We start from the raw sequence: 26,590 nt of genomic DNA on the forward strand, positions 1-26,590 counted from the left end.
TTTATAAATATCATCTGTTATTTTATTACATCAATCTGTAGTGATTTTCGCTATGAAAGTGGACGCATAAAACGCACCCTTCTCTGTTTGTTGTTAAAATTAGAATATCTACTCAAATTCTGCCTTTATTTAATAATTATTTAACTAAAAAGCATAATTGCGAATAGCTATTATTCCCTGTTTATCCGCATTAAAAGCACGCTAAATCATAATCTTAAATCGTCGTTTTTTACATTTGTATATGCATAAAGGTTGCATACAAAAATTTGACCTTTGCGGGGTTTCCCGTTAATTTGGAAGGTCGCTGAGTCGTGTTTTCCCCTTATTTGATTCGGTTATTGTTTTTAAAAACAGCTAGTTAAATAACCAATAACCGACAAATCTCGTTAAAAAATCACAACATAACGGGAGCATAGTCACAAGGCTAAGCCCGCTCAGAGTGGTCAGGAGGATCACGACAATAAATGCAATCACTGCGCATCACGCAGTAGCAAGGGAGAATTGCAATGTCGCTGTACAACCCAATGCTGGAAAAAGATAACTGTGGTTTTGGCCTTATTGCCCACCAAGAGGGAGAGCCAAGCCACAAACTGGTTCGTACCGCTATCGCTGCACTTGACCGCATGACCCACCGAGGTGGTATCAACTCAGACGGTAAGACAGGCGATGGTTGTGGATTGCTGCTGCAAAAGCCAGACCGCTTTTTCCGCCTTATCGCTGAGCAAAATCAATGGAAGCTTAGCCGCCTTTACGCGGTCGGCATGATTTTTCTAAGCGCCGATCCAGCTAAAGCCCAACAAGCCAAACAACGCTTCGAGCAAGAAATCAACGCTGAAACCCTTTCAGTGGTGGGATGGCGAACGGTACCGACCAATCCTGACGTACTTGGAGACATCGCCAAACAGTCTCAACCGGTGATTGAGCAAGTCTTTATCAATGGTCCAGCCGGCTGGCGAGCTCGCGATCTCGAACGTCGCCTTTACATTGCACGTCGTCGCGCCGAAAAGGCCCTCACCGATGATGCAGATTTTTATGTGACCAGCTTGTCGACCCAAACCATTGTCTATAAAGGACTGTGTATGCCGGCAGATCTGCCGCGCTTTTACACTGATTTGGCCGATCTTCGCCTTGAGTCGTCGATTTGTTTGTTCCACCAGCGTTTTAGTACCAATACACAGCCGCGCTGGCCGCTTGCCCAACCTTTCCGCTACCTCGCACACAATGGTGAAATCAACACCATTGAAGGCAACCGCCAGTGGGCGCGGACCCGTGCGTATAAGTTTAACTCGCCATTATTGCCAGATTTATACCAAGCGGCGCCATTTGTGAATGAATCCGGTTCAGACTCATCTAGCCTCGATAACATGATGGAAGTCTTTCTTGCCGGTGGTATGGACTTGTTCCGAGCCATGCGCCTGCTTGTGCCGCCTGCTTGGCAAAATCATCCAGATATGGATGACGAGCTCCGCGCATTCTATGATTTTAATTCGATGCATATGGAGCCTTGGGATGGTCCAGCCGGCATTGTGATGTCAGACGGTCGCTACGCGGCCTGTAACCTTGACCGAAACGGTCTGCGTCCAGCGCGTTATGTGATCACCAAAGATAAATTTATTACCTTGGCATCTGAAGTCGGCATCTGGGATTACGCACCGGATGAAGTTGAAGAAAAAGGGCGTGTCGGGCCAGGCGAGTTGCTGGTCATTGATACACGAGAAGGCAAAATTTGGCACTCGGGTGAAATCGATAATGAGCTCAAAAGCCGCCACCCCTATCGCGAATGGCTCGATCAACATGTCCGTCGCCTGACGCCTTTTGAAGATCTGGATCCACAAACCAGTGAAGGCAGCCGCAACTTGCAAGATGGTCAGCTCAAGACGTATCAAAAGCTGTTTGGTATGTCGAACGAAGAGATTGACCAGGTAGTCAAGGTCTTGGGTGATATCGGCCAAGAAGCGACCGGCTCCATGGGCGATGACACACCAATGGCGGTGCTTTCTTCGCGTCCGCGCTGTGTCAGTGACTATTTCCGGCAAAAATTTGCTCAGGTCACCAATCCACCTATCGATCCGTTACGGGAAAATCACGTGATGTCATTGGCGACCTGTATCGGTCGCGAGATGAACGTCTTTTGCGAGACCGATGGCCATGCCGAACGGGTTGCCTTTAAATCGCCCGTACTGCTGTTTTCAGATCTGATCCAGTTACTCGAGCTGGACGACACCTATTACCGCAATACGGTTCTCGATATTAACTACAACCCGAACGAGAAAGATCTTCACCAAGCGATCCTTGACCTTTGTGATCAAGCTGAGCGCTGTGTCCGCGATGGCACCGTCTTGGTCGTGCTGTCTGATCGCAGTATTCATAAAGACACACTCCCAATCCCAGCCGCCATGGCCGTCGGTGCAGTGCAAAAACGTTTGGTCAGCAAGAACCTGCGCTGTGATGCCAACATCATCATCGAAACCGGTAGCGCTCGTGATGCCCATCAGTTTGCGGTGTTACTCGGTTTTGGCGCCACCGCGGTTTATCCCTATTTGGCCTACGAAACTTTGGCTAATTTGGTCGATATTGGTGCGGTCAACCAACCTTATCGTGACGTCATGGTTAACTTCCGTAATGGCATCAATAAAGGCCTTTACAAAATCATGTCGAAAATGGGGATCTCGACCATTGCGTCTTACCGCTGCTCGCAACTGTTTGAAGCCGTAGGTCTGCATGACGATGTCATTGAACTTTGCTTTAAAGGCGTCGCGAGTCGGATTCAAGGGGCAAATTTTGACGATTTCCAACAAGACCTCGTCAACCTTGCCCGTCGCGCGTGGATTAAACGCAAACCGCTTGAGCACGGTGGCTTGCTCAAATATGTGCATGACGGTGAGTACCATGCTTATAACCCCGATGTAGTGACCAACTTGCAAAGCGCGGTCCGCTCGGGTGAAACCATGGATTACAAAACCTACGCCAACACGGTCAATGAACGTCCGGTCGCGACCTTGCGTGACTTAATGCGCTTGAAAAAAGCACAAACGCCGCTTGCACTCGAGCGCGTAGAACCCGCGACCGAGCTGTTTAAACGCTTTGATTCAGCCGCTATGTCAATTGGCGCTTTAAGTCCAGAAGCCCATGAAGCTCTCGCCATTGCCATGAACCGTCTAGGCGGTCACTCCAACTCTGGAGAAGGCGGTGAAGATCCACGTCGCTTCAATAGCGAGCGTAATTCTCGGATCAAACAAATTGCCTCGGGCCGCTTTGGCGTCACCCCGCACTACTTAACTAATGCCGACGTGCTGCAAATCAAGGTCGCGCAAGGTGCGAAACCGGGTGAAGGCGGGCAGCTGCCAGGGCATAAAGTGACCGCAGAGATCGCGAAACTGCGCTTTTCCGTGCCTGGAGTCACCCTGATTTCGCCGCCGCCTCATCATGATATTTACTCAATTGAAGATTTAGCGCAGCTGATCTTCGACTTAAAACAAGTGAATCCGCAGGCACTGGTCTCGGTTAAGCTGGTCTCGGAACCAGGTGTTGGCACCATTGCCACTGGCGTCGCGAAAGCCTATGCCGATCTGATTACCATTTCGGGTTACGATGGCGGTACCGGTGCCAGCCCGCTGACATCGGTAAAGTATGCAGGTAGCCCTTGGGAGCTCGGCCTAGCCGAAACCCAGCAAGCTTTGGTGGAAAATGGCTTACGCCACAAAATTCGCCTGCAAGTTGATGGCGGCTTGAAAACCGGTCTCGACATTATTAAAGCGGCGATTTTAGGCGCAGAAAGTTTCGGCTTTGGTACCGCCCCCATGGTGGCACTCGGTTGTAAATATCTGCGAATTTGCCATCTCAACAATTGCGCGACCGGTGTGGCAACCCAGGATGAAACCTTGCGTCGCGATCACTTTAAAGGCCTCCCCGAACAGGTGATGAATTTCTTCAAAGGCCTGGGTGAAGAGGTGCGCGAACTGCTCGCTGAGCTCGGGGTCGAGAAACTCACCGATCTGATTGGCCGTACCGACTTATTAGAGGCAGTTGAAGGCTTTACCGCCAAACAGTTGAAACTGGATTTAAGCCATATCCTTGAGGCGCCAACGCCTTGGCCGGGAAAAACCTTATATTGCAGTGAGCCGAATACGCCATTCGATAAAGCGGCGCTGAACCAGACTCTGCTGAGTGAACTGAGTGATGCGATTGAGGCGAATCATAGCGCGAGTATTTATCGCTCGGTCCGTAATACCGACCGCTCAGTCGGTGCTAGCTTGTCAGGCGTCATCGCCAAACGCTATGGCAATGCCGGAATGGCAGCCAATCCGCTCGATATTCAACTGCAAGGCACCGCAGGCCAGTCTCTGGGGGTATGGAATGCCGCTGGAGTCAACATTACCCTCATCGGTGATGCCAACGATTATGTCGGTAAAGGCATGAGTGGCGGACAGATTGTCATCCGTCCACCGGTTGGATCGGCATTTGCCAGCCATGAGTCCACCATTATGGGTAACACCTGCCTGTATGGTGCAACGGGCGGCAAGCTCTTTGCTGCGGGTAAAGCAGGAGAGCGCTTTGCGGTACGCAACTCAGGCGTCCATGCCATTGTGGAAGGCGCAGGCGATAACGCATGTGAATACATGACAGGCGGTATTGTGGCAATTCTAGGGCGCACCGGTGTCAACTTTGGCGCTGGAATGACAGGCGGCTTTGCTTATGTGCTGGATGAAGAGGGCGACTTTCATGCCCATATCAATGCTGAATTGGTCGAGGCACTCTCACTGGAAGCTCTCACGATCCACCAAGAGCATTTACGTGGCTTAATTGCTCAGCATTTTGAGCTAACTGGCTCGGATCGTGCAAAACAGCTACTGGATGAGTTTGATCATTGGGTGCATCGCTTCTATTTGGTCAAACCCAAAGCGGCGGATGTGAATACTTTATTAGGCCATCAAAGTCGTAGCGCGACCGAGTTGCGCGTTCAGGCGCAATAAAAGGAGGGACCCATGAGCCAGAACATCTATCAGTTTATTGATGTCCAGCGCATTGATCCGCGCAAAAAAGCGATTGAAACGCGCAAGATTGAGTTCGTTGAGATCTATGAGCCTTTCACCGAGAAGGAAGTATCGGCCCAAGCAGATCGTTGCCTCGATTGTGGCAACCCGTATTGCGAATGGAAGTGCCCAGTACACAACTACATTCCGCAATGGCTAGAGCTTGCCAACCAAGGGCGGATTATTGAAGCGGTAGAACTGTCACATCAAACTAACAGCTTGCCAGAAGTCTGCGGCCGAGTCTGTCCGCAAGATCGTCTGTGCGAAGGTGACTGCACTCTCAACGACGATTTTGGTGCGGTGACTATCGGTAATGTCGAAAAATACATTACCGATAAAGCCTTTGAAATGGGCTGGAAGCCCGATATGTCACATGTCGAGTGGACCGATAAAAAAGTGGCCGTGATTGGCGCAGGGCCTGCTGGTCTGGCATGCGCCGATGTGTTAGTACGCAATGGCGTTAAACCCGTCGTCTTTGATCGTTATCCTGAGATCGGTGGTTTGCTTACCTTTGGCATTCCTTCCTTTAAATTAGAAAAGGATGTCATGCGTCATCGTCAGCGCGTCTTTACCGAGATGGGTGTAGAGTTCCGCCTCAACACCGAAGTCGGCAAAGATATTGAGATGCAAACCCTCGTGGATGACTACGACGCGGTATTCTTAGGTGTGGGAACCTATCAATACATGCGTGCCGGGCTCGCGAATGAAGATGCGCCCGGTGTCTTTGATGCCCTACCCTTTTTAGTCTCCAACACCTATAAAGTGATGGATCTGGATCATGCGCCCGACTTTATCGATATGGCAGGGAAACGCGTTGTGGTCCTCGGTGGCGGGGATACGGCGATGGACTGTGTGCGTACCTCGATTCGCCAACAAGCCGCTAGCGTCACCTGTGCTTATCGCCGTGACGAAGAAAACATGCCGGGTTCACGTCGAGAAGTTAAAAATGCGCGTGAAGAGGGCGTCAACTTTATGTTCAACCTGCAACCGCTTGGCATTGAAGTGGACGATAACGGCAATGTTCGCGGCGTCACCGTAGTGAAAACCCAATTGGGTGCCCCGGATGCCGCCGGCCGCCGTCGTCCTGAGCCGATTGAAGGCAGTGAACACATACTGGAAGCTGACGCGGTGATCATGGCTTTTGGTTTTCAGCCTCATGCAATGGAATGGTTGGAACCTTACGATGTCGCACTAGACGAACGAGGACGGATTCAGGCGCCTGCCAAAGGTGAGATCTTATACCAAACCACGAATCCGCGGATCTTCGCCGGCGGGGATGCAGTACGAGGATCCGACTTAGTGGTCACGGCTATCGATGAAGGCCGTAAAGCGGCGGAGGGGATCATGGATTACCTTGAAGTTTAAACGCGTTAAGATCAACGACAGCATCAGAAGTGCCTCAAAGGAGGCACTTTTTTTTTGTCTAATGTACACTAACGGCATTAACGCGCGAACAGGATTATAACCATGAAAATCGGCATTATTGGCGCAATGGAGCAAGAAGTCACTCTACTGCGCGACAAGCTAACCAGCCTAACGACGCACCATGAGGGCGGTTGCACCTTCTACTCCGGCACCTTACACGGCCATGATATTGTTTTGTTGCAGTCGGGGATTGGTAAAGTAGCGGCGGCCATTGGCACCAGCTTGTTGCTTTCACAGCACCAGCCTGGTTGGGTGATCAATACCGGCTCTGCGGGTGCTTTTGAGCCCTCGCTCAATGTCGGAGACGTCGTTGTGTCTTCTCAGGTTGGTTATCACGATGCGGACGCAACCGCATTTGGCTATCAAATGGGGCAGGTGCCACAGCAGCCGGCAGTATTTGAATCGGATGAAGCCTTAATGCAATTAGCTGAGAAAGCGGTCGACGCTGAGACTCATGTGGTTCGCGGACTCATTTGTACCGCAGATACCTTCGTCCACACTGACGCACATCGTCAACATATCCACACTCACTTCCCCCAAGCCGTTGCCGCAGAAATGGAAGCGGCTGCCATTGCGCAAGTTTGTGCCCAGTTCAAAACACCTTTTGTGGTAGTACGTGCTATTTCTGACGTGGTCGCAGAAAAAGAGTCACCCATGTCTTTTGAAGAATTCTTGCCTCTGGCAGCAAAAAGCTCCTCCGCCATGGTCGAAAAAATGGTGACGATGATTAACGACTAACCCGACCACGATCATGGATGCTTTGCTTAACCCGCAACAATGGATACTGTTCGCCGCCAACCACGGAAGCTTATGGGCGCTGTGGCTGGCGGTGCTGATCCACTGGTTACTGCCGCTCTCAACCCAGCACTCTCCTTTTCAATATTGGCAGCAGTATGCCGTATTGCTGGCGAGCCAAGTCAATAAAGATAACGATCCTAAACAGCAACGCAAACTCGCGGGTGGTCTCGCCTTGGCCTTGATGTGCGGCACCTTGGCTATTTTATTGATTGCCGCTCGTGAGCTCGTCTGGTCACGTCCACTCTTTGATGGGATTTTGCTTTGGCTCGCATTAGCGTGGCGACCGATTGACCAATTTGGACACGCACTCGCGCAGGCCATTGATGAGCATGATAAAGGTACCTCGCGTGCATTACTTGCGACACAGGTAAACCGAGACACTGAGTCCTTGTCATTGATCGGCATCGGTAAAGCCGGCGCCGAAACGCTGATCCTCGGCACGGCTCGGCATGGCGCCTGTGTGATCTTTTACTATGCGCTTGCCGGTGGCGTCGGTGCCCTTTTATATACCAGTGTGGTTCATCTCCATCGCGTCTGGTCACCCAGCCGACTAGCCTATTATCCATTCGGCCTTGCAACCGCACGATTACTCAACCTAGTCGACACCATTCCAATGTCGCTGTTTGCGCTCGTGTTGGCGCTAGGGCGTACGCCATGGACGCATCTCAAAGCTTGCTGGCAACAAGGCCGTCGTTGGCGCACGCCAGGACCGGGTTGGCTACTCGCCTGTGCGGGAAGCCGCTTTCAATTATCTCTCGGTGGCCCGGCTATCTATCAAGGCACGAAAACCCTCAGAACCAAAATTGGCTACGGGGTCACCCCGGCGTGTTACCACCTATTGCTTTTGCGTTTAAAATTAAAACACAGTGTTTTAATTTGGCTTGCGTTAAGCTCTTTGCTTCTTATTCTTTAAGGACTCGGATTGATGCCTCGTTTTCGCGCCCGCCTCGTGCTGCTTTTGGTATGTAGACCTGTGTTTCTCATCTCGCTTTGGGGACTGGCTTTCAGCGCTTATGCCACGTCACCTCGAGTGATCAGTCTTGCTCCCCATGCGACTGAGCTCGCCTATGCCGCAGGACTTGGTCCTCATCTAGTCGCAGCCAGCGCCTATAGTGATTATCCAGAGCAAGCAAAGTCTCTTGAACGCGTGGCCAATTACCGCGGGATAAAGTTAGAACGCATTATCGCCCTAAAGCCTGATTTAATTTTAGCTTGGCGTGGCGGCAATCCGCCTAAACCGCTAGAAACTCTCGCTAAGATGGGATTTGAGATTCGTTACCTTAACCCCAACCAGCTTAGCGACATTGGCCAGTTTATTCGCGAGTTAGGCCGCTACAGTAAGACGTCTGATATCGCCACACGCAACGCAAAAGCCTTTGATAAAAAGCTCGCACAGCTCAAAGCGCGTTATCAGAACGCACCCTCTGTACGCTATTTTTATCTACTCAGCGATACGCCTTTAATGACCGCCAGTGATCGTGCTTGGCCGAGTCAGTTATTTCGCTTATGCGGCGGGGAAAATATTTTCGCCGAAAGCCCAGCCGCCTATCCGCAAGTGAATATGGAACAGGTGATCACTCGCTTACCACAAGCGGTGTTCTACACCGGTGCGACATTGCCAGAATCTTGGCAATCGATGGCTGAATTAGTGCCCGAACACGCGCAACGTTTTACCTGGCCACTGAATCCTGACTGGTTAACTCGCGCCACACCACGCGCATTGAATGCCGCAGAGCAAATTTGTACCGCCCTCGATAAAGTCCGTCACGCGCAATAGGACCTAGCATGACACAAACCATGATTCTGTATTTATTCGATTTATTTGGCACCGCCGTTTTTGCTATTTCAGGGGTGTTAGTCGCCGGTCGCTTAAGAATGGACCCCTTTGGCGTGGTGGTGTTGGCCTGTGCCACCGCCATTGGAGGAGGCACCGTCAGAGATATGGCCATGGGCGCCACACCAGCCTTTTGGATTACCGATACGCTTTATATTTGGGTGATATTAGCCACCTGCGTGGCGACCATGCTGCTGATCCGCCATCCGCGCCGTCTACCTTGGTACGTACTGCCTTGCGCGGATGCGATTGGTTTAGCGGTCTTTGTCGGCATTGGGGTGGATAAAGCCCTAAGCTATGGTGCATCGCCACTTGTCGCGGTGATCATGGGGGTCATAACGGCCTGTGGCGGTGGCATTATTCGTGATGTGCTCGCGCGGGAAGTGCCTATGGTGCTGAGAACGGAAGTGTATGCAACGGCCTGTATTGCTGGCGGCATTGTCCATACTCTTGCTATCGAAGTGAGTCCAGACACAGTCACGGCATCGCTCGCCGGTATGCTCACCACCTTACTGATCCGTTTAGCGGCTATTCGCTGGCATTTATCTTTACCGCCGTTTGCGCTCGATAAATAGTGATAGCCATTAGTGTTAAGGTGTCGTGATATATGGCAAATAGTGGTTGAAATCTAGGCAGCACACCCTAATGTCATGGAGAACAGCCTAATAAAGGAGCCTCTATGATCAGCATCGCCATCATTTATCACTCTGAAGATGAACACACGCATGCGCTCGCCACCACCATCGCAGAAGGCATTCATGCCGGCGATGCCGAGCCAGTGGTGTATCGCATTACATCAGAAATGATAGAAAACGGACGCTTTATCGATGATAAGCTGTTTGAAAAACTCAAAGAGGTCGACGCGATCATCTTTGGTGCTCCCACCTACATGGGTGGGCCAAGCGCACAATTTAAAGCCTTTGCCGATGCGTCCAGCCCAAGCTGGGAAACACAAGATTGGCGAGGAAAGTACGCGGCAGGCTTTACCGTAGGCACCTACCCAGGTGGCGATCAGCCCCAGACACTGCAGTATTTCCAAACCTTAGCCAGCCAGCATGACATGCTGTGGCTAAGCCTAGGCCGTGCCAATATCGGGGTAGAAAACATTAACCCAAGTGGCACAAGCCTTGGGGTGACTGCACACACTCCAGACGATGCCCAACTTAGCGAAGCCTGCCTACAAACGGCGTTTTACCTTGGTCAACACATGGTACGTGCACTAAAAGGCGTTTGGCATACCTAGTCAGTAAATCATGAGAAAAGCCCTCGCGAATCACGCGAGGGCTTTTCGTTATCAGCTACTCATGCCTTTATGCGTTAAGTAGAGTCCCCTTTTAGGGGATCTCTAGCTTAACGTCACACGCGCAAACTTACGCTTACCCACTTGATATACGGCTTCACCCGCTGCTGGCACCAGCTTAGTGTCTTCCACTTTTTCGCCGTCAATTTTCACCGCACCTTGGCGGATCATACGCAGCGCGTCTGAGGTGGAATTTACCAGTCCCGCCTCTTTTAGCAAATTACCAATCGCAATACCTTGCTCAAAGGTAAAGCTTGGCATCTCATCTGGCATCGCCCCTTTTTGGAAACGATTGATAAAAGTTTGCTCGGCCGCGTCAGCATCGGCGTCTGAATGGAAACGGGCAATGATTTCTTTCGCCAGCAAGATCTTAATATCACGAGGGTTTTTACCCGCTTGAACATCTTGCTTAAACTGAGCCACTTCCTCAAGAGGGCGGAATGACAACAGTTCATAGTAATCCCACATGAGATCGTCAGAAATCGACATGATTTTACCAAACATATCATCTGGACGTTCGCTGACGCCGATGTAGTTATGGGCCGATTTAGACATCTTTTTAACACCATCAAGCCCGACTAGTAGCGGCATCGTCATCACGACTTGCGGCTTTTGTCCCGCTTGCTTTTGCAGCTCACGCCCCATTAACAAGTTAAACTTTTGGTCGGTCCCGCCCAGCTCAACGTCCGCTTCCAACGCGACTGAATCGTGGCCTTGCAAGAGTGGGTAGATAAACTCATGAATAGCTATCGCTTGGTTACTGGTATAACGCTTTTTAAAGTCATCACGCTCGAGCATACGCGCCACGGTTGAGCTCGCCGCGAGACGAATCATGCCATCGGTGCCTAATTCGCCCAGCCATTTAGAGTTAAACTCAATACGTGTTTTAGCAGGGTCTAAAATTTTATAGACCTGCTCTTTGTAGGTTTCTGCGTTTGCCAGTACCTGCTCACGTGTCAATGGCGGGCGCGTCGTGTTTTTACCACTCGGGTCGCCAACCATGCCGGTATAATCACCAATCAAAAAAATCACTTCATGGCCAAGCGCTTGAAAAGCTCGGAGCTTATTTAAGATCACTGTGTGACCGAGGTGGATATCCGGTGCCGTAGGATCGGCACCGAGCTTAATGCGAAGAGGACGATCCTCTTTCAGCTTTGCCACCAGCTCGTCTTCCGGGATTACTTCATCAACGCCACGTTTTAGTTCTGCTAGCGCGGCTTCAAGGCTCGCCATAGTCTGTTGCTCCTACCTAATAGGCAAAAATGTGATAAACAGACATATTACTCGAATAGCGACAGTTTTTGAAACCAGTTAAACTGATAGAGTGTATACAGTGTGTGCGCAGTGGCTGCCATCAAAAAATGTGTGTGGTCTTTGTGTCAGCCGTGTCAAATCTACTTCAGGGCATCATCCCCAATAAAACCGATTGGGTGTCTGACTGTCATAACTTTATTCGTAGTGATTCAACATAGTCTTCATGCCGTTAAATAAACTCGCAGCCTTACCCAAGTTACATAAACTCATTATCGGTGCATTAAGTGCATTCGTAGTCTTATTAATGTTGGTGCCTGATGGCCCAAGCACCCCGCGCCCTCAACCCAATTTTGAACCGGGTAAGCACTACCCTGTCCCTGTGGATGCCGTCTCGTTACTGCCACCACAAGATGAAATGCCCGCACAGTTTAGCCGCACTATCCATTGGTCCACCTATGAGGTGCAACCGGGTGAAAGTATGGCGTTGCTGTTTAACCGCGCGGGCCTGAGCCCAACTGATCTCTATCGCCTCGTGAATGCCGATGAGCATACCCAGCGTTTGGCGTATCTGAATCCTGGTGATGAAGTACGTTTAGGCGTTGATGACAGCGGCGAGCTGGTGCAACTGATTCAGCCACGCGGTAGCAATGAAACCCTCATCGTCAATAAGATCGATGACACCTATCAATCTCGCATTGAAACCAAACACGTTGATACCCAGATAAATTTTGCTCGAGCGACCATTCAATCGAGCTTTTGGCAAGCCGCGTCAGGCGCAGGCCTCACTCCAAACCAAATCATGCAACTGGCGGGGATTTTCGGCTGGGATGTCGATTTTGCCCTCGATATTCGTAACGGAGACAGTTTTTCCGTCTTGTATGAAGAGGAGTTTGTCGAAGGTGAACATATTGGCAGCGGTAATATTCTGGCAGCCACGTTCACCAACCGTGGTGAAACCTTTACCGCGGTGCGAGCAGAGAGTGGCAAATACTACACACCAACCGGTAAAGCGATGAAAAAAGCCTTCTTGCGCTCGCCGGTGAACTTTAGATATGTCAGTTCAAACTTTAATCCACGCCGTCTGCACCCAGTGACGGGTCGGGTCAAACCGCATCGCGGCACCGATTATGTCGCACCGGTTGGTACGCCTATCAAAGCGGCTGGTGACGGTATCGTGATGAAAGCGTCTTATAATCGCTTTAACGGCAATTATGTCTTTATCCGCCATAGCTCGACATACATCACTAAGTATTTGCACTTGACCAAACGCAAAGTGAAAACCGGCCAGCGCGTCAAACAAGGCGATATCGTCGGCACGCTTGGATCAACAGGGCGTGTTACGGGGGCGCACTTACATTACGAGTTCTTGGTCAATGGTGTGCATAAGAACCCACGCACCGTCGCATTGCCAGAAGCGAAATCCCTGCAAGGTAAAGACAAGCGAGAATTCGTTCGCTTGGCTGAATCTCGTATGGCACAGTTGAGCAAATTTAACCAGCTACTGGCGACAGTAGGCAACTTAAACCATTATAACCGTGGCGGTTAAACAGGCTATTGCGACAAAAAACGGCGCTACAGGGCGCCGTTTTTGTGATGGAACGAAAAGTCGTACGTTTTATCGCAGCCGAAAAATTAGACGCTAAATGATGCGCCACAGCCACACGTGGTGGTGGCATTCGGGTTATCAATGAAAAAGCGCGATCCTTCCAGCCCCTCGGTATAGTCGACTTTCCCACCCATTAAATACTGTAAACTCATGGGGTCCACTACCAACATCACGCCGCTTTTCTCGATCTCCATATCGCCTTCATTGACGTTTTCGTCAAAGGTAAAACCATACTGGAAGCCGCTACAGCCACCACCGGTAATGTAGACGCGTAGTTTCAGGTTTGGGTTTTCTTCTTCCTGAATCAGCGTCTTTACCTTGGTCGCCGCGGCCTCAGAAAACTCTAACGGCAAAGGTGCTTCGCTCATTGTTACCTCACATGCTCTTGGTGCTTAGTATTGGATTATCTAATACCTGAGTAAAGTGTTCAAGTATTGCGCGCTTGATCGCAATTGTGATCAGTACGTATTAATTGCCAAACTTGTTGCAATGAAATCATACTCTACCTCGCCAGTGTTCTGTATCTTTGGTTAAAATACACCGACGCAATTTAGGCGAAGCCTTACCTAACAGGATATGTCATGACCAAATCAGCACAACTTTTTCAACAAGCTAGACGCACCATTCCCGGTGGCGTGAATTCTCCCGTGCGTGCATTTGCCGGTGTCGGCGGTGACCCTGTCTTTATGGAGCGTGCTGACGGCGCGTACATCTTTGATGCCGACGGCAAAGCTTACATCGACTACGTCGGCTCGTGGGGCCCAATGATTCTCGGCCATAACCACGCCTCCATTCGAGAAGCTGTGGTTGATGCCGCCCAGCGTGGACTGAGTTTTGGTGCACCCACCGAAAGTGAAACCACTTTATCAGAACTGGTTGCTGAGCTTGTTCCATCCATGGAAATGGTGCGTATGGTGAACTCTGGCACCGAAGCGACCATGAGTGCCATTCGTCTCGCGCGCGGCTATAGCAAACGCGATAAGTTCATCAAATTTGAAGGCAACTATCATGGCCATGGTGACTGCTTACTCGTGAAAGCAGGCTCAGGCGCACTCACGCTCGGCGAGCCAAACTCCCCCGGGGTACCGGCAGATTTTGCCAAACACACGCTGACCTGCACCTATAACGATCTAGACTCGGTACGCCAAACGTTCGAGACTTACCCTGACGAGGTGGCTTGTATTATTGTCGAGCCAGTGTCCGGTAACATGAACTGTGTGCCACCACAGCCAGGTTTCTTACAAGGTTTACGCGCGCTATGCGATGAATTTGGTGCCCTGCTAATTTTTGATGAGGTGATGACGGGCTTTCGCGTGGCACTTGGCGGCGCACAAGCCTATTACGACGTCAAACCTGACTTGACTACCCTAGGTAAAATCGTCGGTGGTGGCATGCCTGTAGGTGCATTTGGTGGTCGTCGCGATGTGATGGAATACTTAGCACCGACCGGTCCGGTTTATCAGGCGGGCACCTTGGCCGGTAACCCGGTCGCCATGGCAGCTGGCTTCGCGTGTCTTAGTGAACTACGTCAACCAGGCAATCATGATTACCTCAATAGTGTCACCAAACAACTTGCTGAGGGTTTTAAAGCCTTGGCCGACAAACACGGTATTCCATTAGCGACCAACCAAGCCGGTGCAATGTTTGGTTTTTTCTTTACGGACCAAGACACAGTCACTTGCTTCAAAGACGTGCAGCAGTGCGATACTGAGCGCTTTAAGCGTTTCTTCCACTTAATGCTCGAGCAAGGTATCTATCTCGCACCGTCTGCGTTTGAAGCCTGCTTTACCTGCTTGGCGCACGGCCAAAAGGAAATTGATGCGACACTGGCAGCTGCTGACCACGCCTTCGCTACGCTCGCGGCACAAGGCTAACCAAGGGCGTATAGCCCAGTCATAGCGGTTACGCCTAATAACAAAAAGCCCCGCTCATCGTGCATGCGGGGCTTTTTATTCACCGGTATCGGGGCTAGGATCAGAAAATAGACCGCCCAATCCGAGCAGATAATAGCTCTAAAGCGGCGGTGCCTGCTAACGAGTTACCCGATGGATCCAGTTCTGGCGACCACACGGCAATCGACATTTCGCCTGGCACAATTGCAATAATCCCACCACCAACGCCAGACTTGCCAGGCATACCAACACGGTAGGCAAACTCACCCGCACCATCATACAAGCCACACGTCGCTAAGAGCGCATTCATTTGCTTGCTTTGCGTCGGCGTTAAAATCCGCGTTTTTCCCGATAAAGGCGTTCCTTGATTCGCCAGGTAGAAAAAGGCTTTGGCCAAATCAACACAACTCATTTCTAATGCACAATAGTGGAAATAATTAGTTAAAACCGGCATCACCTCATTGTCAAAATTGCCAAACGCGCGCATCAGATAAGCAATTGCCGCATTGCGATCACTATGCTGCATTTCTGAATCCGCAACCACCTTGTCATAACAAAGATGGGGGTTGCCCGCTAACTGACGCACAAACTCTAACATCCGCTGGCGAGGGGCTGATTGACGCGTATGCAGCATATCACTGACGACTAAGGCGCCAGCGTTGATAAACGGATTACGCGGGATCCCCTGCTCCATCTCAAGCTGGATTAATGAGTTAAAAGCCTGGCCAGAGGGCTCTTTACCAACCCGTGTCCATATTTCTTCCGCGCGATAATTTTGCATTGCCAATGTCAGGCTTAACGCTTTAGAAATCGACTGGATAGAAAAGGCTTCGTCCGCGTCACCGGCGGTGATCAGGTCGCCATCGTTGTAGCAAACCGCAATACCGAGTTTATGATTCGGCACATCCGCAAGAGCTGGAATGTAATCAGCCACCTTACCGCGACCCATTAAAGGACGGACATCCTCCAGGATTTGCGCTAACAGTTGAGAGCTTGGTTTCACCAACAGGATCCTTTTACAACAGGGGACAAAAAAGCCAACCTGAGGTTGGCTTTCGGCTTTCACTTATCTGCGCCGTCGCGCCTTAGCACATTAGGCTGTGCGTGTGTATTTGATATCCCATACACCATGACCCAGGCGCTGACCGCGCTGCTCAAATTTAGTCAGCGGGCGCTCTTCAGGACGAGGAACATAATAGCCCTCTTTTGCGATATTTTGATAGTGAGGCGCCGCTTCCATCACTTCGATCATGTGCTCAGCATAGTTTTCCCAGTCCGTCGCCATGTGGAATACGCCACCCATTTTTAGCTTGTCTCTTACCATTTCAGCGAACGGTAACTGCACAATACGGCGTTTGTGGTGACGTTTTTTATGCCATGGGTCAGGGAAGAAAAGTTGCACCGTGTCCAAACTTTCTTTCGGCAACATTTGCTCAAACACTTCGACCGCATCGTGGCACATCACACGCAGATTGGTGACACCGGCTTCACGCGCTGCCATTAAACAGGCGCCTACACCAGGGGTATGCACTTCAATACCCACAAAGTTCTTCTCAGGGGCATTTTTTGCCATTTCAACCAAAGAGGCACCCATGCCAAAACCGATTTCTAACACCACAGGATTATCATTACCAAACACCTGCTGCCAATCAAGCTCAGTGGCGTCAAAGTCAATCCCCATGGTAGGCCAGGATTCGTTTAGCGCTTGCTCTTGCCCTTTCGTTAAACGGCCTTCGCGACGCACAAAACTGCGTACTTTACGAATAACTTTGCCATCCTCGGTGAGTTCGGTTTTAGTGACTTCAGTCATGATTGGGTGCCTGTGATGCAGTAGTAATGATGCCGGTAGCCGTCACCATCGATTGTTGGAAATCTAAACGGACTGCGCATTATGCAAAGTTTTTGCGATAGCGCAAGGTGGACGCGCTGATCCTATTAGTACGCCCTGCCGTTAGTGTACCCTGTGGCCTGCCTTTGTGCACGTGTGAGCAAAACAATAAGAGAGAACACAGTGAGTCAATCATTTTCCGATGCCATCTTAAACTGGTATGAGCAATATGGCCGTAAAACCTTACCTTGGCAGCAAAACAAAACGCCATATAAAGTCTGGCTCAGTGAAATTATGCTGCAACAGACCCAAGTAAGCACAGTAATCCCTTATTTTGAACGGTTTATGGCACGGTTTCCGACCGTTATCGACTTAGCGAATGCCGATCAGGATGAAGTGCTTCATTTATGGACGGGGTTAGGATATTACGCCCGTGCCCGCAACCTTCACAAAGCGGCACAAGTGATTGCCAACCACCATGATGGCGTATTTCCTACCACGCTCGATGAGGTCATGGCGCTCCCAGGTGTCGGCCGCTCAACCGCCGGCGCCGTGCTTTCTTTGTCGCTCAGTCAACCGCACCCCATTTTAGACGGCAACGTCAAACGCACCTTAGCGCGCTGTTTTGCCGTCGAAGGTTGGCCGGGTAAAAAGCCGGTAGAAAACAAGTTATGGGAGATTGCCGAAACACTCACGCCCACCACAGATACCGACAAGTACAATCAAGCCATGATGGATATGGGCGCGATGGTTTGTACGCGAAGCAAGCCTAAATGTGATCTTTGCCCTGTTGCCGACCGCTGCGAGGCACGTGCACAAGGTCGGCAAATGGATTTTCCTGGCAAAAAACCGAAAAAAACCTTACCGGTCAAACAAACCAGTTTTTTGCTGATCCAGCATCAAGATGAAATCTGGTTAGAGCAACGACCACCAAGCGGCCTTTGGGGCGGGTTATGGTGCTTGCCTGAAGCGGCTGAGCACACGCTCGAGGCCGATATTGCCGATAAGCTACATAATATCAAACCGGTCAAAACTGAGGTCTTAACCGCGTTTAGACATACCTTCAGTCACTTTCACTTAGATATTGTACCGATTAAAGTCTCGGTGGTTGAGCGACCGCAAATCATCATGGAAGCCAACCAAGGGCTTTGGTATAACTTATCACAACCTGCAAAAGTAGGATTAGCGGCCCCAGTGAAAAAGCTGTTAACCTTGCTTGAACATGAGCGCCAACAATCTCTAACCGGCGATGACAAGGAGCCTAGATTATGAGCCGTACCGTATTTTGCCAACGTCTCCAAAAAGAAGCCGATGGACTCGATTTTCAACTCTACCCGGGAGAGTTGGGCAAACGCATTTATGACAATATTTGCAAAGAAGCCTGGGCGGAATGGCAAAAGAAGCAAACCATGCTTATCAATGAAAAGAAGCTCAATATGATGGATCCTGAACATCGTAAGATCATTGAACAAGAAATGGTCAATTTTTTGTTTGAAGGAAAAGACGTGCAAATCGATGGCTATGTGCCACCCGAAGCGTAAATTCCGTGGTGTCGCCCACAGCTAGGCGGCTTGACCACAGCAACGCACCCGCATTGTGTTACGCTCAATGCGGGTATTTTTTTATCCTAATGCAATCAAAAATGACACGAATACTCTGTTTGTTAGTGTGCTGTTATGGCGCGTTGCTCTCCGGCTGCAGCCGAGAGAGCGTCGAAAAATATGTGGGCGTGGATTACCAAACGACTAACCGGTTTGCGAAAAATCTAGCGCCTATTCCAGGGCAATTCGAAAAAGATATCGACGCCCTGAATCAGCTTATCAGCCAATTTACTGGCAAAATCGAAGTCCGCTGGGGCGAAGATCAAGTCTTTGTTTCCGGAAAACGTGACTACGTCAAATACACGGATAATTACAAAAGTCGCGCACGAATCGACTTTGAACGCGGTGTGATCCAAGTGGAAACCGTCGCAACTGACGATCCGAAAGATCACCTCAGACAAGCCATTGTCACCACCCTATTAACCCCGCGCGATCCTGCTTCTGTGGATCTTTACTCTACAGCAAAAGTTCCGCTGACGGGACGCCCATTTCTCGAAGGGCAAGTGGTTGATCACGAAGGTAAAGCCATCACCTGGCAATGGCGCGCCAATCGCTTTGCTGACTATCTTATTGACCGGCGGCTAAAGAAAAAACAGGTCCGTTTTCAAAACATGTATTTTGTCACTATTCCTATGGTGACGGATCACGCCGCACAACGCAGCTATCAATATGCGGATATTGTCCGTCGTGCCTCTGAACGTTACGGCATCTCTGAAAAGCTGATTTATGCCATTATTAAAACCGAGAGTAGCTTTAACCCGTATGCTGTGAGCTGGGCCAACGCCTATGGATTGATGCAAGTGGTCCCAAAAACGGCGGGACGCGATGTATTCAAACTGGTAAAAAAACGTCGTGGCCAGCCCACACCTGAGTACCTTTTTGATCCAGAAAAGAACATTGATATGGGAACCGCCTATTTCTATATTCTCAAAAATCGCTATCTCAAAGCGGTGCGAGACCCACTTTCTTTACACTACAGTATGATTTCCGCTTATAACGGCGGCACCGGTAATGTGCTACTGACCTTTGATAATAACCGCGAGCGTGCAATGCAAGACCTGAACCGTTTAAAACCTAACCAAGTCTACTGGGCGCTAACCCATCGCCACCCCTCTTCGGAGTCAAGACGCTACTTACAAAAGGTCACACGCTATCAAAAAGACTTCGCGCAACTTCCCCAGTAAACCGCGATAAGGGTCGAATATTTGCGTGTTTTTATCGCACTTCGCTGTCTTTTTATCCAAACAATGCGATATCCGGACTTTTTTCAAAAAAACAGTTGACGGTGAGACCGAAAATCCGTTTAATAGCGCCCCGTTAGCCCGGATAGCTCAGTCGGTAGAGCAGGGGATTGAAAATCCCCGTGTCGGTGGTTCGATTCCGCCTCCGGGCACCATATAATGAAATAATGGTGTGACACACAGTATTTCGCGATTTGTGTGCCGGCTTAGCTCAGTTGGTAGAGCAACTGACTTGTAATCAGTAGGTCGCCAGTTCGACTCCGGCAGCCGGCACCATTGCCTCGATAGCTCAGTTGGTAGAGCAGGGGATTGAAAATCCCCGTGTCGGTGGTTCGATTCCGCCTCGAGGCACCATTATTCCCCCATAGTTCAGTTGGTAGAACGGCGGACTGTTAATCCGTATGTCACTGGTTCGAGTCCAGTTGGGGGAGCCACTTTTAAAGAAAGCGCTAGTCCGAAGGCTAGCGCTTTTTTGAAGTTTACATGTTATAACATGTAAGACGCCCGGATAGCTCAGTCGGTAGAGCAGGGGATTGAAAATCCCCGTGTCGGTGGTTCGATTCCGCCTCCGGGCACCATATTAGAAATAGCCCTACTCTCTCGAGTGGGGCTTTTTTTATACGTACACCGACACCCGTGCCGGTGACCTTGCAGGCCGCGATCTATTCCGCCTCCGGGCACCATATTAGAAATAGCCCTACTCTCTCGAGTGGGGCTTTTTTTATGCTAATCTATGTGCTAATTCTTTCTTCTCATGATTTCTCATCTCATGGAACGAGTGCCGTATCCACATGTCAGCTAGCATCAAACTGTCTACAGACAGACTCCAAGCCGGTATTTATATCAAACTCCCTTTAAAGTGGCGTGAGCACCCTTTTATGCTCAACCGCTTTCAAATCGAGAGTGACGCCCAAGCTAAGCTGATACGCTCTCTACCCACGAGCTTTGTTTATTACTATCCAGATAAAAGTACCGCCGCGCCCTTGCCTGCGCTGGCAGAAAAAAAAGAAAATCCAGATGAAATTGACCCAAACGCGGTCAGCCGAGACAAAGAGGCAATGGAGCGAGAAAAACAACAGCGCATAGAAGAACAGCGTCGCTTTCATGCTCGGATCCAAAAAGTACAGAAACACTATCAGCGTTCAATGGCACAACTACGTGCTATCAATATGAAAGCCTCAAACCGCCCTCAGGCAGCCAACGAGGATGTTCGTATGCTGGTTGATAGTATGATGCTATTTGGCAGTGAATCGAATGTCACCTTGCATCTGATGGATGATCCGACATTGGCGGAAGATATGTATGCACACTCGCTAAACGTTGCCGTCTTAGCTTTAATGGTGGCACGCAGTCATGGCTATAACAACGATCAGATTCGCTCCCTCATGACAGGCGCGATATTGCATGACATTGGGACCAAAAAAGTCCCCTCTGCGATTGTCCGTAAAAAAGAGCGTTTAACCGACCCTGAAATGAACTACTACCGTCAGCACGTGAACTATGGCGCGGAATTAGTAGCAGAGATGGACGAATGCACGCCCGAAGTCGAGGCTATCATTGCTCAACATCATGAATTTGCCGATGGCAGTGGGTTTCCAAAAGGTCTGAATGGTGATGAGATTGAGGAGTCTGCGCAGATTGTTGGCATGGTTAACTTTTTCGATCGCTTATGCCGCCCACAGTTTGGTGCGCCCGCTCGTATGCCCTTTGCGGCTTTGTCTCACTTGTTTAAAGAGAATAAAGCGAAGTTTAATCCGCGTCTGCTAGCATTATTCGTCAAGATGATGGGCGTCTACCCACCCGGTACAGTAGTCAAGCTCTCTAATGAGGACGTCGGTATTATTATTTCAGTTAACAGCACCGCACTGCTCAAACCTAATGTGATGATTTATGATCCCGACATTCCGTCGGATCAAGCGACCATTATTGACATGCGTGATAGTGAACTAGAGATAGACACAGCCGTGCCTATCTCTAAACTCCCAGAGGAGGTGAAAGCGTACTTAAAACCAAGGACACGTATTTCGTACTTTATGGATGCAGACAGTTAGTGGTTCGCGGTCTCTGTCTTGTCCGCTTTTTCCGCCGCACGCTGTAAATCGACCATGAAGTTATCAATCAAGCGTGTGGTACCGAGGTAGGCGGCCACCAAAATAACCGCTTGGCGGCTATTATCAGTGATCGTTCCTAGCGAGTCAGCATCGCGGATGTAGAACTCGTCGGGCTGAAGACCCGCAGCACGCAGCTGATCGTGCGCATCCTCAATCAGATCATCCAGATCACGCCGTCCATTACGCATTTGCGCACTCATCCAACGCATCGTTTTTGCGAGCACAGGGGCACGCTGGCGCTCATCCACGGTTAAATTGTTATTGCGAGAGCTCATGGCTAAGCCATCGCTTTCACGCACGGTTGGCACACCAATAATATCAATCGGCATCGCCATATCTGTCACCATTTTGCGGATGACAGCAAGCTGCTGGAAATCTTTTTCCCCAAAACACGCTACATTAGGCTGCACGAGGTTGAATAGCTTAGTCACCACGGTCGCGACACCACGAAAATGGCCCGGACGAGATGCGCCCTCTAGCATGGATGAGAGTTTTGGTACCTCAACCGCTGTATGTGCCTCAAGGCCGTGAGGATAGAGGGTATCCGCGCTTGGCGTAAAGACAAGATCGACGCCTTCTTCACGCAACTTGGTTAAGTCATCATCCAAGGTGCGCGGGTAGTTAGCTAAATCGTCAGCGCGATCAAATTGCATGGGATTAACAAATATACTAACCACCACCACATCTCCCTGCTCTCGGGCTTTGCGGACTAAGGTTAAGTGGCCTTGATGTAAGTTTCCCATGGTGGGCACAAACGCAATACGCTTGGCCGCTTTTTGCCACTGGCCGACGTGATCGCGCAGTGGCGCAACCTCAGAAATTATCTGCATACTCGGTCTCTCTATTTAAACGTGTGGGCGGGACCGGGAAATTCGCCGCTCGCCACTTCTTGCACGTACTTGGCCACCGCTTCGCGGGCATCACCTGTTTCTGCCAAATAGTTTTTCGAGAATTTGGGCATATAGTTAGCCGATACGCCAAGCATATCGTGCATGACCAAAATCTGACCATCGGTGTCACTGCCGGCTCCAATACCGATGACAGGTACCGAGACGGTGTCGGTAATCCGCTTGGCGAGTGACGCTGGCACGCACTCAAGTAGGATGATTTGTGCACCTGCCTGCTCTAGTGCAACGGCGTCGGCCACCATCTGTTCGGCTTTTTCATCGTCACGCCCTTGCACCCGAAAGCCGCCGAAGATATTCACCGATTGCGGTGTCAGGCCCAGGTGCGCGCAAACCGGCACCGCACGTTCAGTCAACATTTTTACGGTTGGTGCTAACCAGGCACCGCCCTCAATTTTGACCATGTTGGCGCCCGCTTTCATCAATTCAGCGGCATTCGTACACGCCTGCTCGGGGGTTGTACAGCTCATAAATGGCATATCGGCCATTAACAAGCTATTCGGGCTGCCTGCACGCACGCAACGCGTATGATAGGCCAAATCGGCAACGGATACGGATAAGGTATCGCTTTTCCCTTGTAGTACCATACCTAAGGAGTCGCCCACCAGCAAAACAGGGACATCCTGTTGCTCGAACAGCTGAGCAAAGCTCGCATCATAGGCGGTAAGGGATGCAAACTTTTGTCCTTGTTGCTTCCATGTGAGCAGATCAGTAATTGTGATTTTTTTCATTGTGTCTCCCAAAGCCTGAAACTGGGGCCCACCGATTAAGCGTGATCGCAGATACGGGTTAAACCGTTACGATCCACGCGCGTCAGGCACGCGGCGAGCGTACTGCCATCCGGCAAGCACAAGTCGGGGGCGATGTCGGCAAGTGGATAAAGCACGAACTCACGTACTTTCATGCCGTAATGTGGCACCGTCAGTCGTGGATGCTCGATAACACGGTCACCATAAAGCAAAATGTCGAGATCTAAGGTTCTTGGGCCCCAACGTTCTGCTTTGCGTTCCCTGCCATAATCAAGCTCAATCGCTTGCGTGGCATCCAATAGTGTCAGAGGGTCAAGGTGGGTGTCCAGCGCAGCCACTGCATTGACATAATCAGGCTGATCCGCTGGCCCCATTGGCCGACTGGTATAAAGAGAAGACACGGCCACCCAAGAACTTTGCGGCAGTGTTTTTAGTGCCGCAATCGCCTGTTGTGCTTTTTTTATCGGCTCACCTAGGTTACTGCCGATCGCTATATACACTCGGTTCATGCGTCTGAGTTCGACTGCGGTTTGCGCCGACGCGGCGGCCCTTTACGGCGGCGTGATTTAGGGGAGCGCGTGTTGCTAACCTTGTTGATCGCACGCACCATTTTTTGACGCCCACCCTGATCGGCGCGTTGAAAGTCTCGCCACCACGCACACAATGCTTCCGTGTCATCACCTTCTACCGCACCGCGCATTTCTAGCAAATCAAACGCCGCGCGGAATTTTTTCTCTTCCAACGTTTTGAATGCGCGCGCTCCCGTACGACGGGTCATGCGCATTTGTAATTGCCAGACTTCTCGCACCATCGCGGTAAAACGACGAGGGATGGCAACGGTTTTTACTTGTTCGTCAACAATATCACTCGCCGCTACCATAAAGGCATCGTAGTAACTTAAACCACTTTCAAACGCCATTTCTTCAGCACGTGTCACCAAGGGATACCAAAGCATCGCCGCAAATAAGAAAGCGGGATTGATGCGCTGATCGTTAGCAACGCGTTTATCCGTTGAACGTAACACCTGCTCAAGCATTTGTTCAGTTTGACTGGTTTGCGCTTCAGTAAAGTGGGCCGCGACCGCAGGGAAAAGCTGCTGAAATAAGTTGTACTCACGCAGCATTTGGTAGGTTGCAAGCCCCTGTCCCGCTTGCAGCAGCTTTAAGCTTTCTTCAAACATACGTGCCGCGGGAATGTCTTGTAATAAGGGCGCCAACTCAACCATCGGTGCCGCGGTTGCATCATTAATGGTCATGTCCAGCTTCACCGCAAAACGCACGGCTCGAAGCATACGTACCGGATCTTCTCGATAGCGCGTTTCTGGGTCCCCGATCAGGCGAACAATGCGATTGTTTAGATCGTCCAGTCCACCGGCATAATCACGAATAGAGAAGTCAGCAATGTTGTAATACAGTCCATTAATGGTGAAGTCGCGGCGCTGCGCATCTTCATCAATGGTGCCGTAGACATTATCGCGCAGCAGCATACCGTCTTCAGAACGTGCTGTTTGCTTGTCTTTTTTGTCTGGCTCGCTTTTACCGTGATGACCTCGAAAGGTTGCCACTTCAATCACATCTCGTCCAAACAAAATATGGGCAAGGCGAAAACGGCGGCCAATCAGACGACAATTACGGAATAACTTTCGCACCTCATCCGGTGTGGCATTGGTGGCGATATCAAAGTCTTTGGGTTCGCGATCCAATAGCAGATCGCGCACCCCTCCGCCAACGAGGTACGCTTCATAGCCCGCTTTATGCAGGCGATAGAGCACTTTCAGCGCATTTTCGCTGATACCTTTGCGCGAAATGCCGTGTGCTTTGCGGGGGATAACTTCCAACTTAAGATCCTCAATTGCTCGTGTTTTACCATCACGATTCAGAACCTTACGGCAAAAGCTGGTCACTCGATTAAAGATAGCTCACCTCATATTTAATTGTTCGGGCCATGAAACAGCGGCATATAATATATCAGGGTGGGCCATTTTAGAATGCTGTCGTCACTTCCGTTTGTTTGGGTAAGTGCGTCAACGACCACGTATTGACCGCAAGATTTAGTAATTCAGTAGGCGTTGCCACCTTTTCTTCTGCGACTGCGTGTAAACCAAGAAACCGCATCGCTGCACGTAACGCAGGCAGCGGGGCTTGATTATCAATAGCTGGCGCACGATTTTGTTTCGATAGTTTTTGCCCCTCCGCGTTTAATGCTAACGGGAGGTGCAGGTAGTGCGGCAGTCGCGCGCCTAACAGACGATATAATCCAATATGGCGTCCCGTTGGAACAATTAAATCCGCCCCTCGGACAATGTCTGTGACCCCTTGGTCAATATCGTCTAACACGACGGCAAGATTATACGCATAGAGCCCATCTCGGCGCTTAATGATAAAGTCTTCGTTAGCCAATTGCTGATCAAGAGGCAACGAACCATGCAGTCGATCGTTAAACGCTAACACTTCAACCGGACTTTTTAGCCTCACCGCAGCGTGTTCAGCCGCTTTGTTTTTATCTCGGCACCAACCTGGATAGACGCCACCTGCCTGTTTAATTTGACGCCGTGTACACGTGCAATAATACGCGCGTCCTGACGCGAGCCAAGCATCAATTTGCGCCTGATAGTCACCTAGATGCTGGCTTTGATAACGAACCGCACCATCCCAATATAGGCCGTACGCCTCAAGCGTGCGCAGAATCTCACTAGCCGCGCCCGGCTTTTCTCGTGGCGGATCGATATCTTCAATCCGTACCAGCCATCGGCCATGATGGGCGCGAGCATCTAAATAAGAGCCCAGCGCAGCCACCAATGAGCCAAAGTGTAAAGGCCCTGATGGCGACGGCGCAAAACGACCGATATAAGCAGCGTGCGATGTCATGATAAACGAATGAACTCGGGTCTCAGCGCCATGGGCGGATAATGAATAGCGCAAATTGTACGGGGATCTTGCATGAACACAAGCGTCTACAAACACAAAAAGGGAGCCGAAGCTCCCTTTTGTTTTATGGGGTGATTACTATTTTG

General features: G+C 50.3%; 22 protein-coding genes and 5 tRNA genes. 18 read left to right on the top strand and 9 right to left on the bottom strand.

Going from position 1 to position 26,590, the window contains the following annotated elements:
- The first annotated feature begins 506 nt into the window (after positions 1-506).
- The 7 genes from gltB (at position 507) to BZG75_RS03430 (ending at position 10,333) form a co-directional block, all read left to right on the top strand.
- On the top strand, positions 507-4,973 hold the full coding sequence (gene gltB, locus BZG75_RS03400; protein WP_077576176.1) for a glutamate synthase large subunit: 4,467 nt from the start codon (positions 507-509) through the stop codon (positions 4,971-4,973).
- A gap of 12 nt (positions 4,974-4,985) precedes the next feature.
- On the top strand, positions 4,986-6,398 hold the full coding sequence (locus BZG75_RS03405; protein ID WP_077459816.1) for an FAD-dependent oxidoreductase: 1,413 nt from the start codon (positions 4,986-4,988) through the stop codon (positions 6,396-6,398).
- 102 nt (positions 6,399-6,500) lie between these two features.
- A complete protein-coding gene (mtnN, locus tag BZG75_RS03410; protein ID WP_077576178.1) occupies positions 6,501-7,196 on the top strand; it encodes a 5'-methylthioadenosine/S-adenosylhomocysteine nucleosidase in 696 nt (231 codons plus the stop codon).
- Positions 7,197-7,209: 13 nt separating this feature from the next.
- The gene (locus BZG75_RS03415; protein WP_077459818.1) at positions 7,210-8,169 is read left to right on the top strand and encodes a cobalamin biosynthesis family protein; all 960 of its coding nucleotides are present in this window, start codon (positions 7,210-7,212) and stop codon (positions 8,167-8,169) included.
- Positions 8,170-8,181: 12 nt separating this feature from the next.
- Positions 8,182-9,033, top strand: coding sequence for a vitamin B12 ABC transporter substrate-binding protein BtuF (gene btuF, locus BZG75_RS03420; RefSeq protein WP_077459819.1), 852 nt, complete (start codon positions 8,182-8,184; stop codon positions 9,031-9,033).
- 20 nt (positions 9,034-9,053) lie between these two features.
- Positions 9,054-9,665: a TRIC cation channel family protein gene (locus tag BZG75_RS03425; protein WP_025744819.1), complete on the top strand. Its 612-nt coding sequence runs from the start codon at positions 9,054-9,056 to the stop codon at positions 9,663-9,665.
- Between the two features lie 104 nt (positions 9,666-9,769).
- Complete coding sequence (locus BZG75_RS03430; protein WP_021022142.1) at positions 9,770-10,333, top strand: flavodoxin family protein; 564 nt, start codon at positions 9,770-9,772, stop codon at positions 10,331-10,333.
- A 102-nt stretch (positions 10,334-10,435) separates the two neighbouring features.
- Here BZG75_RS03430 and tyrS read toward each other — a convergent pair whose 3' ends face one another.
- The gene (tyrS, locus tag BZG75_RS03435) at positions 10,436-11,623 is read right to left on the bottom strand and encodes a tyrosine--tRNA ligase (RefSeq protein ID WP_077459820.1); all 1,188 of its coding nucleotides are present in this window, start codon (positions 11,621-11,623) and stop codon (positions 10,436-10,438) included.
- Positions 11,624-11,867: 244 nt separating this feature from the next.
- On the opposite strand from tyrS, the gene BZG75_RS03440 reads away from it, so the two are divergent.
- Positions 11,868-13,190, top strand: coding sequence for a peptidoglycan DD-metalloendopeptidase family protein (locus tag BZG75_RS03440; RefSeq protein WP_021022144.1), 1,323 nt, complete (start codon positions 11,868-11,870; stop codon positions 13,188-13,190).
- Between the two features lie 86 nt (positions 13,191-13,276).
- Here BZG75_RS03440 and erpA read toward each other — a convergent pair whose 3' ends face one another.
- Entirely contained in the window at positions 13,277-13,618 is a 342-nt protein-coding gene (gene erpA, locus BZG75_RS03445) for an iron-sulfur cluster insertion protein ErpA (RefSeq protein ID WP_021022145.1), read from the bottom strand.
- A gap of 213 nt (positions 13,619-13,831) precedes the next feature.
- Here erpA and hemL point away from each other — a divergent pair, with 213 nt between their 5' ends.
- Complete coding sequence (gene hemL / locus BZG75_RS03450) at positions 13,832-15,124, top strand: glutamate-1-semialdehyde 2,1-aminomutase (RefSeq protein WP_077459821.1); 1,293 nt, start codon at positions 13,832-13,834, stop codon at positions 15,122-15,124.
- Between the two features lie 100 nt (positions 15,125-15,224).
- Here the strand turns inward: hemL and glsB are convergent, their stop codons facing one another.
- Entirely contained in the window at positions 15,225-16,145 is a 921-nt protein-coding gene (gene glsB, locus BZG75_RS03455; protein ID WP_077576179.1) for a glutaminase B, read from the bottom strand.
- 90 nt (positions 16,146-16,235) lie between these two features.
- Positions 16,236-16,952 (bottom strand): tRNA (guanosine(46)-N7)-methyltransferase TrmB, encoded by a 717-nt coding sequence (gene trmB / locus BZG75_RS03460; protein ID WP_021024205.1) that lies wholly within the window; start codon positions 16,950-16,952, stop codon positions 16,236-16,238.
- A gap of 201 nt (positions 16,953-17,153) precedes the next feature.
- Between trmB and mutY the strand changes: the two genes are divergently transcribed.
- The 9 genes from mutY to BZG75_RS03505 all read left to right on the top strand — a co-directional run bounded on the left by mutY (position 17,154) and on the right by BZG75_RS03505 (position 21,863).
- Positions 17,154-18,242: an A/G-specific adenine glycosylase gene (gene mutY / locus BZG75_RS03465; protein WP_077576180.1), complete on the top strand. Its 1,089-nt coding sequence runs from the start codon at positions 17,154-17,156 to the stop codon at positions 18,240-18,242.
- Entirely contained in the window at positions 18,239-18,511 is a 273-nt protein-coding gene (locus tag BZG75_RS03470; RefSeq protein WP_021024203.1) for an oxidative damage protection protein, read from the top strand. The genes mutY and BZG75_RS03470 overlap by 4 nt, the downstream gene beginning before the upstream one ends.
- A gap of 101 nt (positions 18,512-18,612) precedes the next feature.
- Positions 18,613-19,755, top strand: a complete 1,143-nt coding sequence (gene mltC, locus BZG75_RS03475) for a membrane-bound lytic murein transglycosylase MltC (RefSeq protein ID WP_077576254.1) — start codon at positions 18,613-18,615, stop codon at positions 19,753-19,755.
- A gap of 136 nt (positions 19,756-19,891) precedes the next feature.
- Positions 19,892-19,967: transfer RNA gene (locus tag BZG75_RS03480), tRNA-Phe, on the top strand.
- A 45-nt stretch (positions 19,968-20,012) separates the two neighbouring features.
- Positions 20,013-20,088, top strand: a tRNA-Thr gene (locus BZG75_RS03485).
- 2 nt (positions 20,089-20,090) lie between these two features.
- A tRNA-Phe gene (locus BZG75_RS03490) sits at positions 20,091-20,166 on the top strand.
- Positions 20,167-20,170: 4 nt separating this feature from the next.
- Positions 20,171-20,246: transfer RNA gene (locus tag BZG75_RS03495), tRNA-Asn, on the top strand.
- A 68-nt stretch (positions 20,247-20,314) separates the two neighbouring features.
- Positions 20,315-20,390 (top strand) — tRNA-Phe (locus BZG75_RS03500).
- Between the two features lie 213 nt (positions 20,391-20,603).
- Positions 20,604-21,863 (top strand): HD-GYP domain-containing protein, encoded by a 1,260-nt coding sequence (locus tag BZG75_RS03505; protein WP_077576182.1) that lies wholly within the window; start codon positions 20,604-20,606, stop codon positions 21,861-21,863.
- Here BZG75_RS03505 and panC read toward each other — a convergent pair.
- From panC to gluQRS, 5 genes are all read right to left on the bottom strand, one after another.
- Positions 21,860-22,753 carry a pantoate--beta-alanine ligase gene (gene panC, locus BZG75_RS03510; RefSeq protein WP_077576183.1) on the bottom strand — a complete coding sequence of 298 codons (894 nt, stop codon included), beginning with the start codon at positions 22,751-22,753 and terminating at the stop codon, positions 21,860-21,862. The two genes, BZG75_RS03505 and panC, sit on opposite strands and share 4 nt — an antisense overlap.
- An 11-nt stretch (positions 22,754-22,764) precedes the next feature.
- Positions 22,765-23,559: a 3-methyl-2-oxobutanoate hydroxymethyltransferase gene (gene panB / locus BZG75_RS03515; protein WP_077576184.1), complete on the bottom strand. Its 795-nt coding sequence runs from the start codon at positions 23,557-23,559 to the stop codon at positions 22,765-22,767.
- 35 nt (positions 23,560-23,594) lie between these two features.
- Complete coding sequence (gene folK / locus BZG75_RS03520; RefSeq protein WP_021024198.1) at positions 23,595-24,086, bottom strand: 2-amino-4-hydroxy-6-hydroxymethyldihydropteridine diphosphokinase; 492 nt, start codon at positions 24,084-24,086, stop codon at positions 23,595-23,597.
- Positions 24,083-25,480 (bottom strand): polynucleotide adenylyltransferase PcnB, encoded by a 1,398-nt coding sequence (gene pcnB, locus BZG75_RS03525; RefSeq protein WP_077576185.1) that lies wholly within the window; start codon positions 25,478-25,480, stop codon positions 24,083-24,085. The genes folK and pcnB overlap by 4 nt, the downstream gene beginning before the upstream one ends.
- A 79-nt stretch (positions 25,481-25,559) precedes the next feature.
- The gene (gene gluQRS, locus BZG75_RS03530; protein WP_021024196.1) at positions 25,560-26,444 is read right to left on the bottom strand and encodes a tRNA glutamyl-Q(34) synthetase GluQRS; all 885 of its coding nucleotides are present in this window, start codon (positions 26,442-26,444) and stop codon (positions 25,560-25,562) included.
- Positions 26,445-26,590: the final 146 nt, after the last annotated feature.

The organism is Salinivibrio sp. AR640, from assembly GCF_001995405.1.
GTDB classification, from domain to species: domain Bacteria; phylum Pseudomonadota; class Gammaproteobacteria; order Enterobacterales; family Vibrionaceae; genus Salinivibrio; species Salinivibrio costicola.

What these genes read in the sequence shown, in the direction of transcription:
- mtnN (WP_077576178.1), top strand. Translation starts at nt 6,501, where the DNA reads ATGAAAATCGGCATTATTGGCGCAATGGAGCAAGAAGTCACTCTACTG.
- tyrS (WP_077459820.1), bottom strand. Translation starts at nt 11,623, where the DNA reads ATGGCGAGCCTTGAAGCCGCGCTAGCAGAACTAAAACGTGGCGTTGAT.
- hemL (WP_077459821.1), top strand. Translation starts at nt 13,832, where the DNA reads ATGACCAAATCAGCACAACTTTTTCAACAAGCTAGACGCACCATTCCC.
- btuF (WP_077459819.1), top strand. Translation starts at nt 8,182, where the DNA reads ATGCCTCGTTTTCGCGCCCGCCTCGTGCTGCTTTTGGTATGTAGACCT.
- panB (WP_077576184.1), bottom strand. Translation starts at nt 23,559, where the DNA reads ATGAAAAAAATCACAATTACTGATCTGCTCACATGGAAGCAACAAGGA.
- BZG75_RS03440 (WP_021022144.1), top strand. Translation starts at nt 11,868, where the DNA reads ATGCCGTTAAATAAACTCGCAGCCTTACCCAAGTTACATAAACTCATT.
- gluQRS (WP_021024196.1), bottom strand. Translation starts at nt 26,444, where the DNA reads ATGACATCGCACGCTGCTTATATCGGTCGTTTTGCGCCGTCGCCATCA.
- mltC (WP_077576254.1), top strand. Translation starts at nt 18,613, where the DNA reads ATGACACGAATACTCTGTTTGTTAGTGTGCTGTTATGGCGCGTTGCTC.
- erpA (WP_021022145.1), bottom strand. Translation starts at nt 13,618, where the DNA reads ATGAGCGAAGCACCTTTGCCGTTAGAGTTTTCTGAGGCCGCGGCGACC.
- BZG75_RS03405 (WP_077459816.1), top strand. Translation starts at nt 4,986, where the DNA reads ATGAGCCAGAACATCTATCAGTTTATTGATGTCCAGCGCATTGATCCG.
- folK (WP_021024198.1), bottom strand. Translation starts at nt 24,086, where the DNA reads ATGAACCGAGTGTATATAGCGATCGGCAGTAACCTAGGTGAGCCGATA.
- BZG75_RS03425 (WP_025744819.1), top strand. Translation starts at nt 9,054, where the DNA reads ATGATTCTGTATTTATTCGATTTATTTGGCACCGCCGTTTTTGCTATT.
- gltB (WP_077576176.1), top strand. Translation starts at nt 507, where the DNA reads ATGTCGCTGTACAACCCAATGCTGGAAAAAGATAACTGTGGTTTTGGC.
- BZG75_RS03430 (WP_021022142.1), top strand. Translation starts at nt 9,770, where the DNA reads ATGATCAGCATCGCCATCATTTATCACTCTGAAGATGAACACACGCAT.
- BZG75_RS03505 (WP_077576182.1), top strand. Translation starts at nt 20,604, where the DNA reads ATGTCAGCTAGCATCAAACTGTCTACAGACAGACTCCAAGCCGGTATT.
- BZG75_RS03415 (WP_077459818.1), top strand. Translation starts at nt 7,210, where the DNA reads ATGGATGCTTTGCTTAACCCGCAACAATGGATACTGTTCGCCGCCAAC.
- panC (WP_077576183.1), bottom strand. Translation starts at nt 22,753, where the DNA reads ATGCAGATAATTTCTGAGGTTGCGCCACTGCGCGATCACGTCGGCCAG.
- BZG75_RS03470 (WP_021024203.1), top strand. Translation starts at nt 18,239, where the DNA reads ATGAGCCGTACCGTATTTTGCCAACGTCTCCAAAAAGAAGCCGATGGA.
- trmB (WP_021024205.1), bottom strand. Translation starts at nt 16,952, where the DNA reads ATGACTGAAGTCACTAAAACCGAACTCACCGAGGATGGCAAAGTTATT.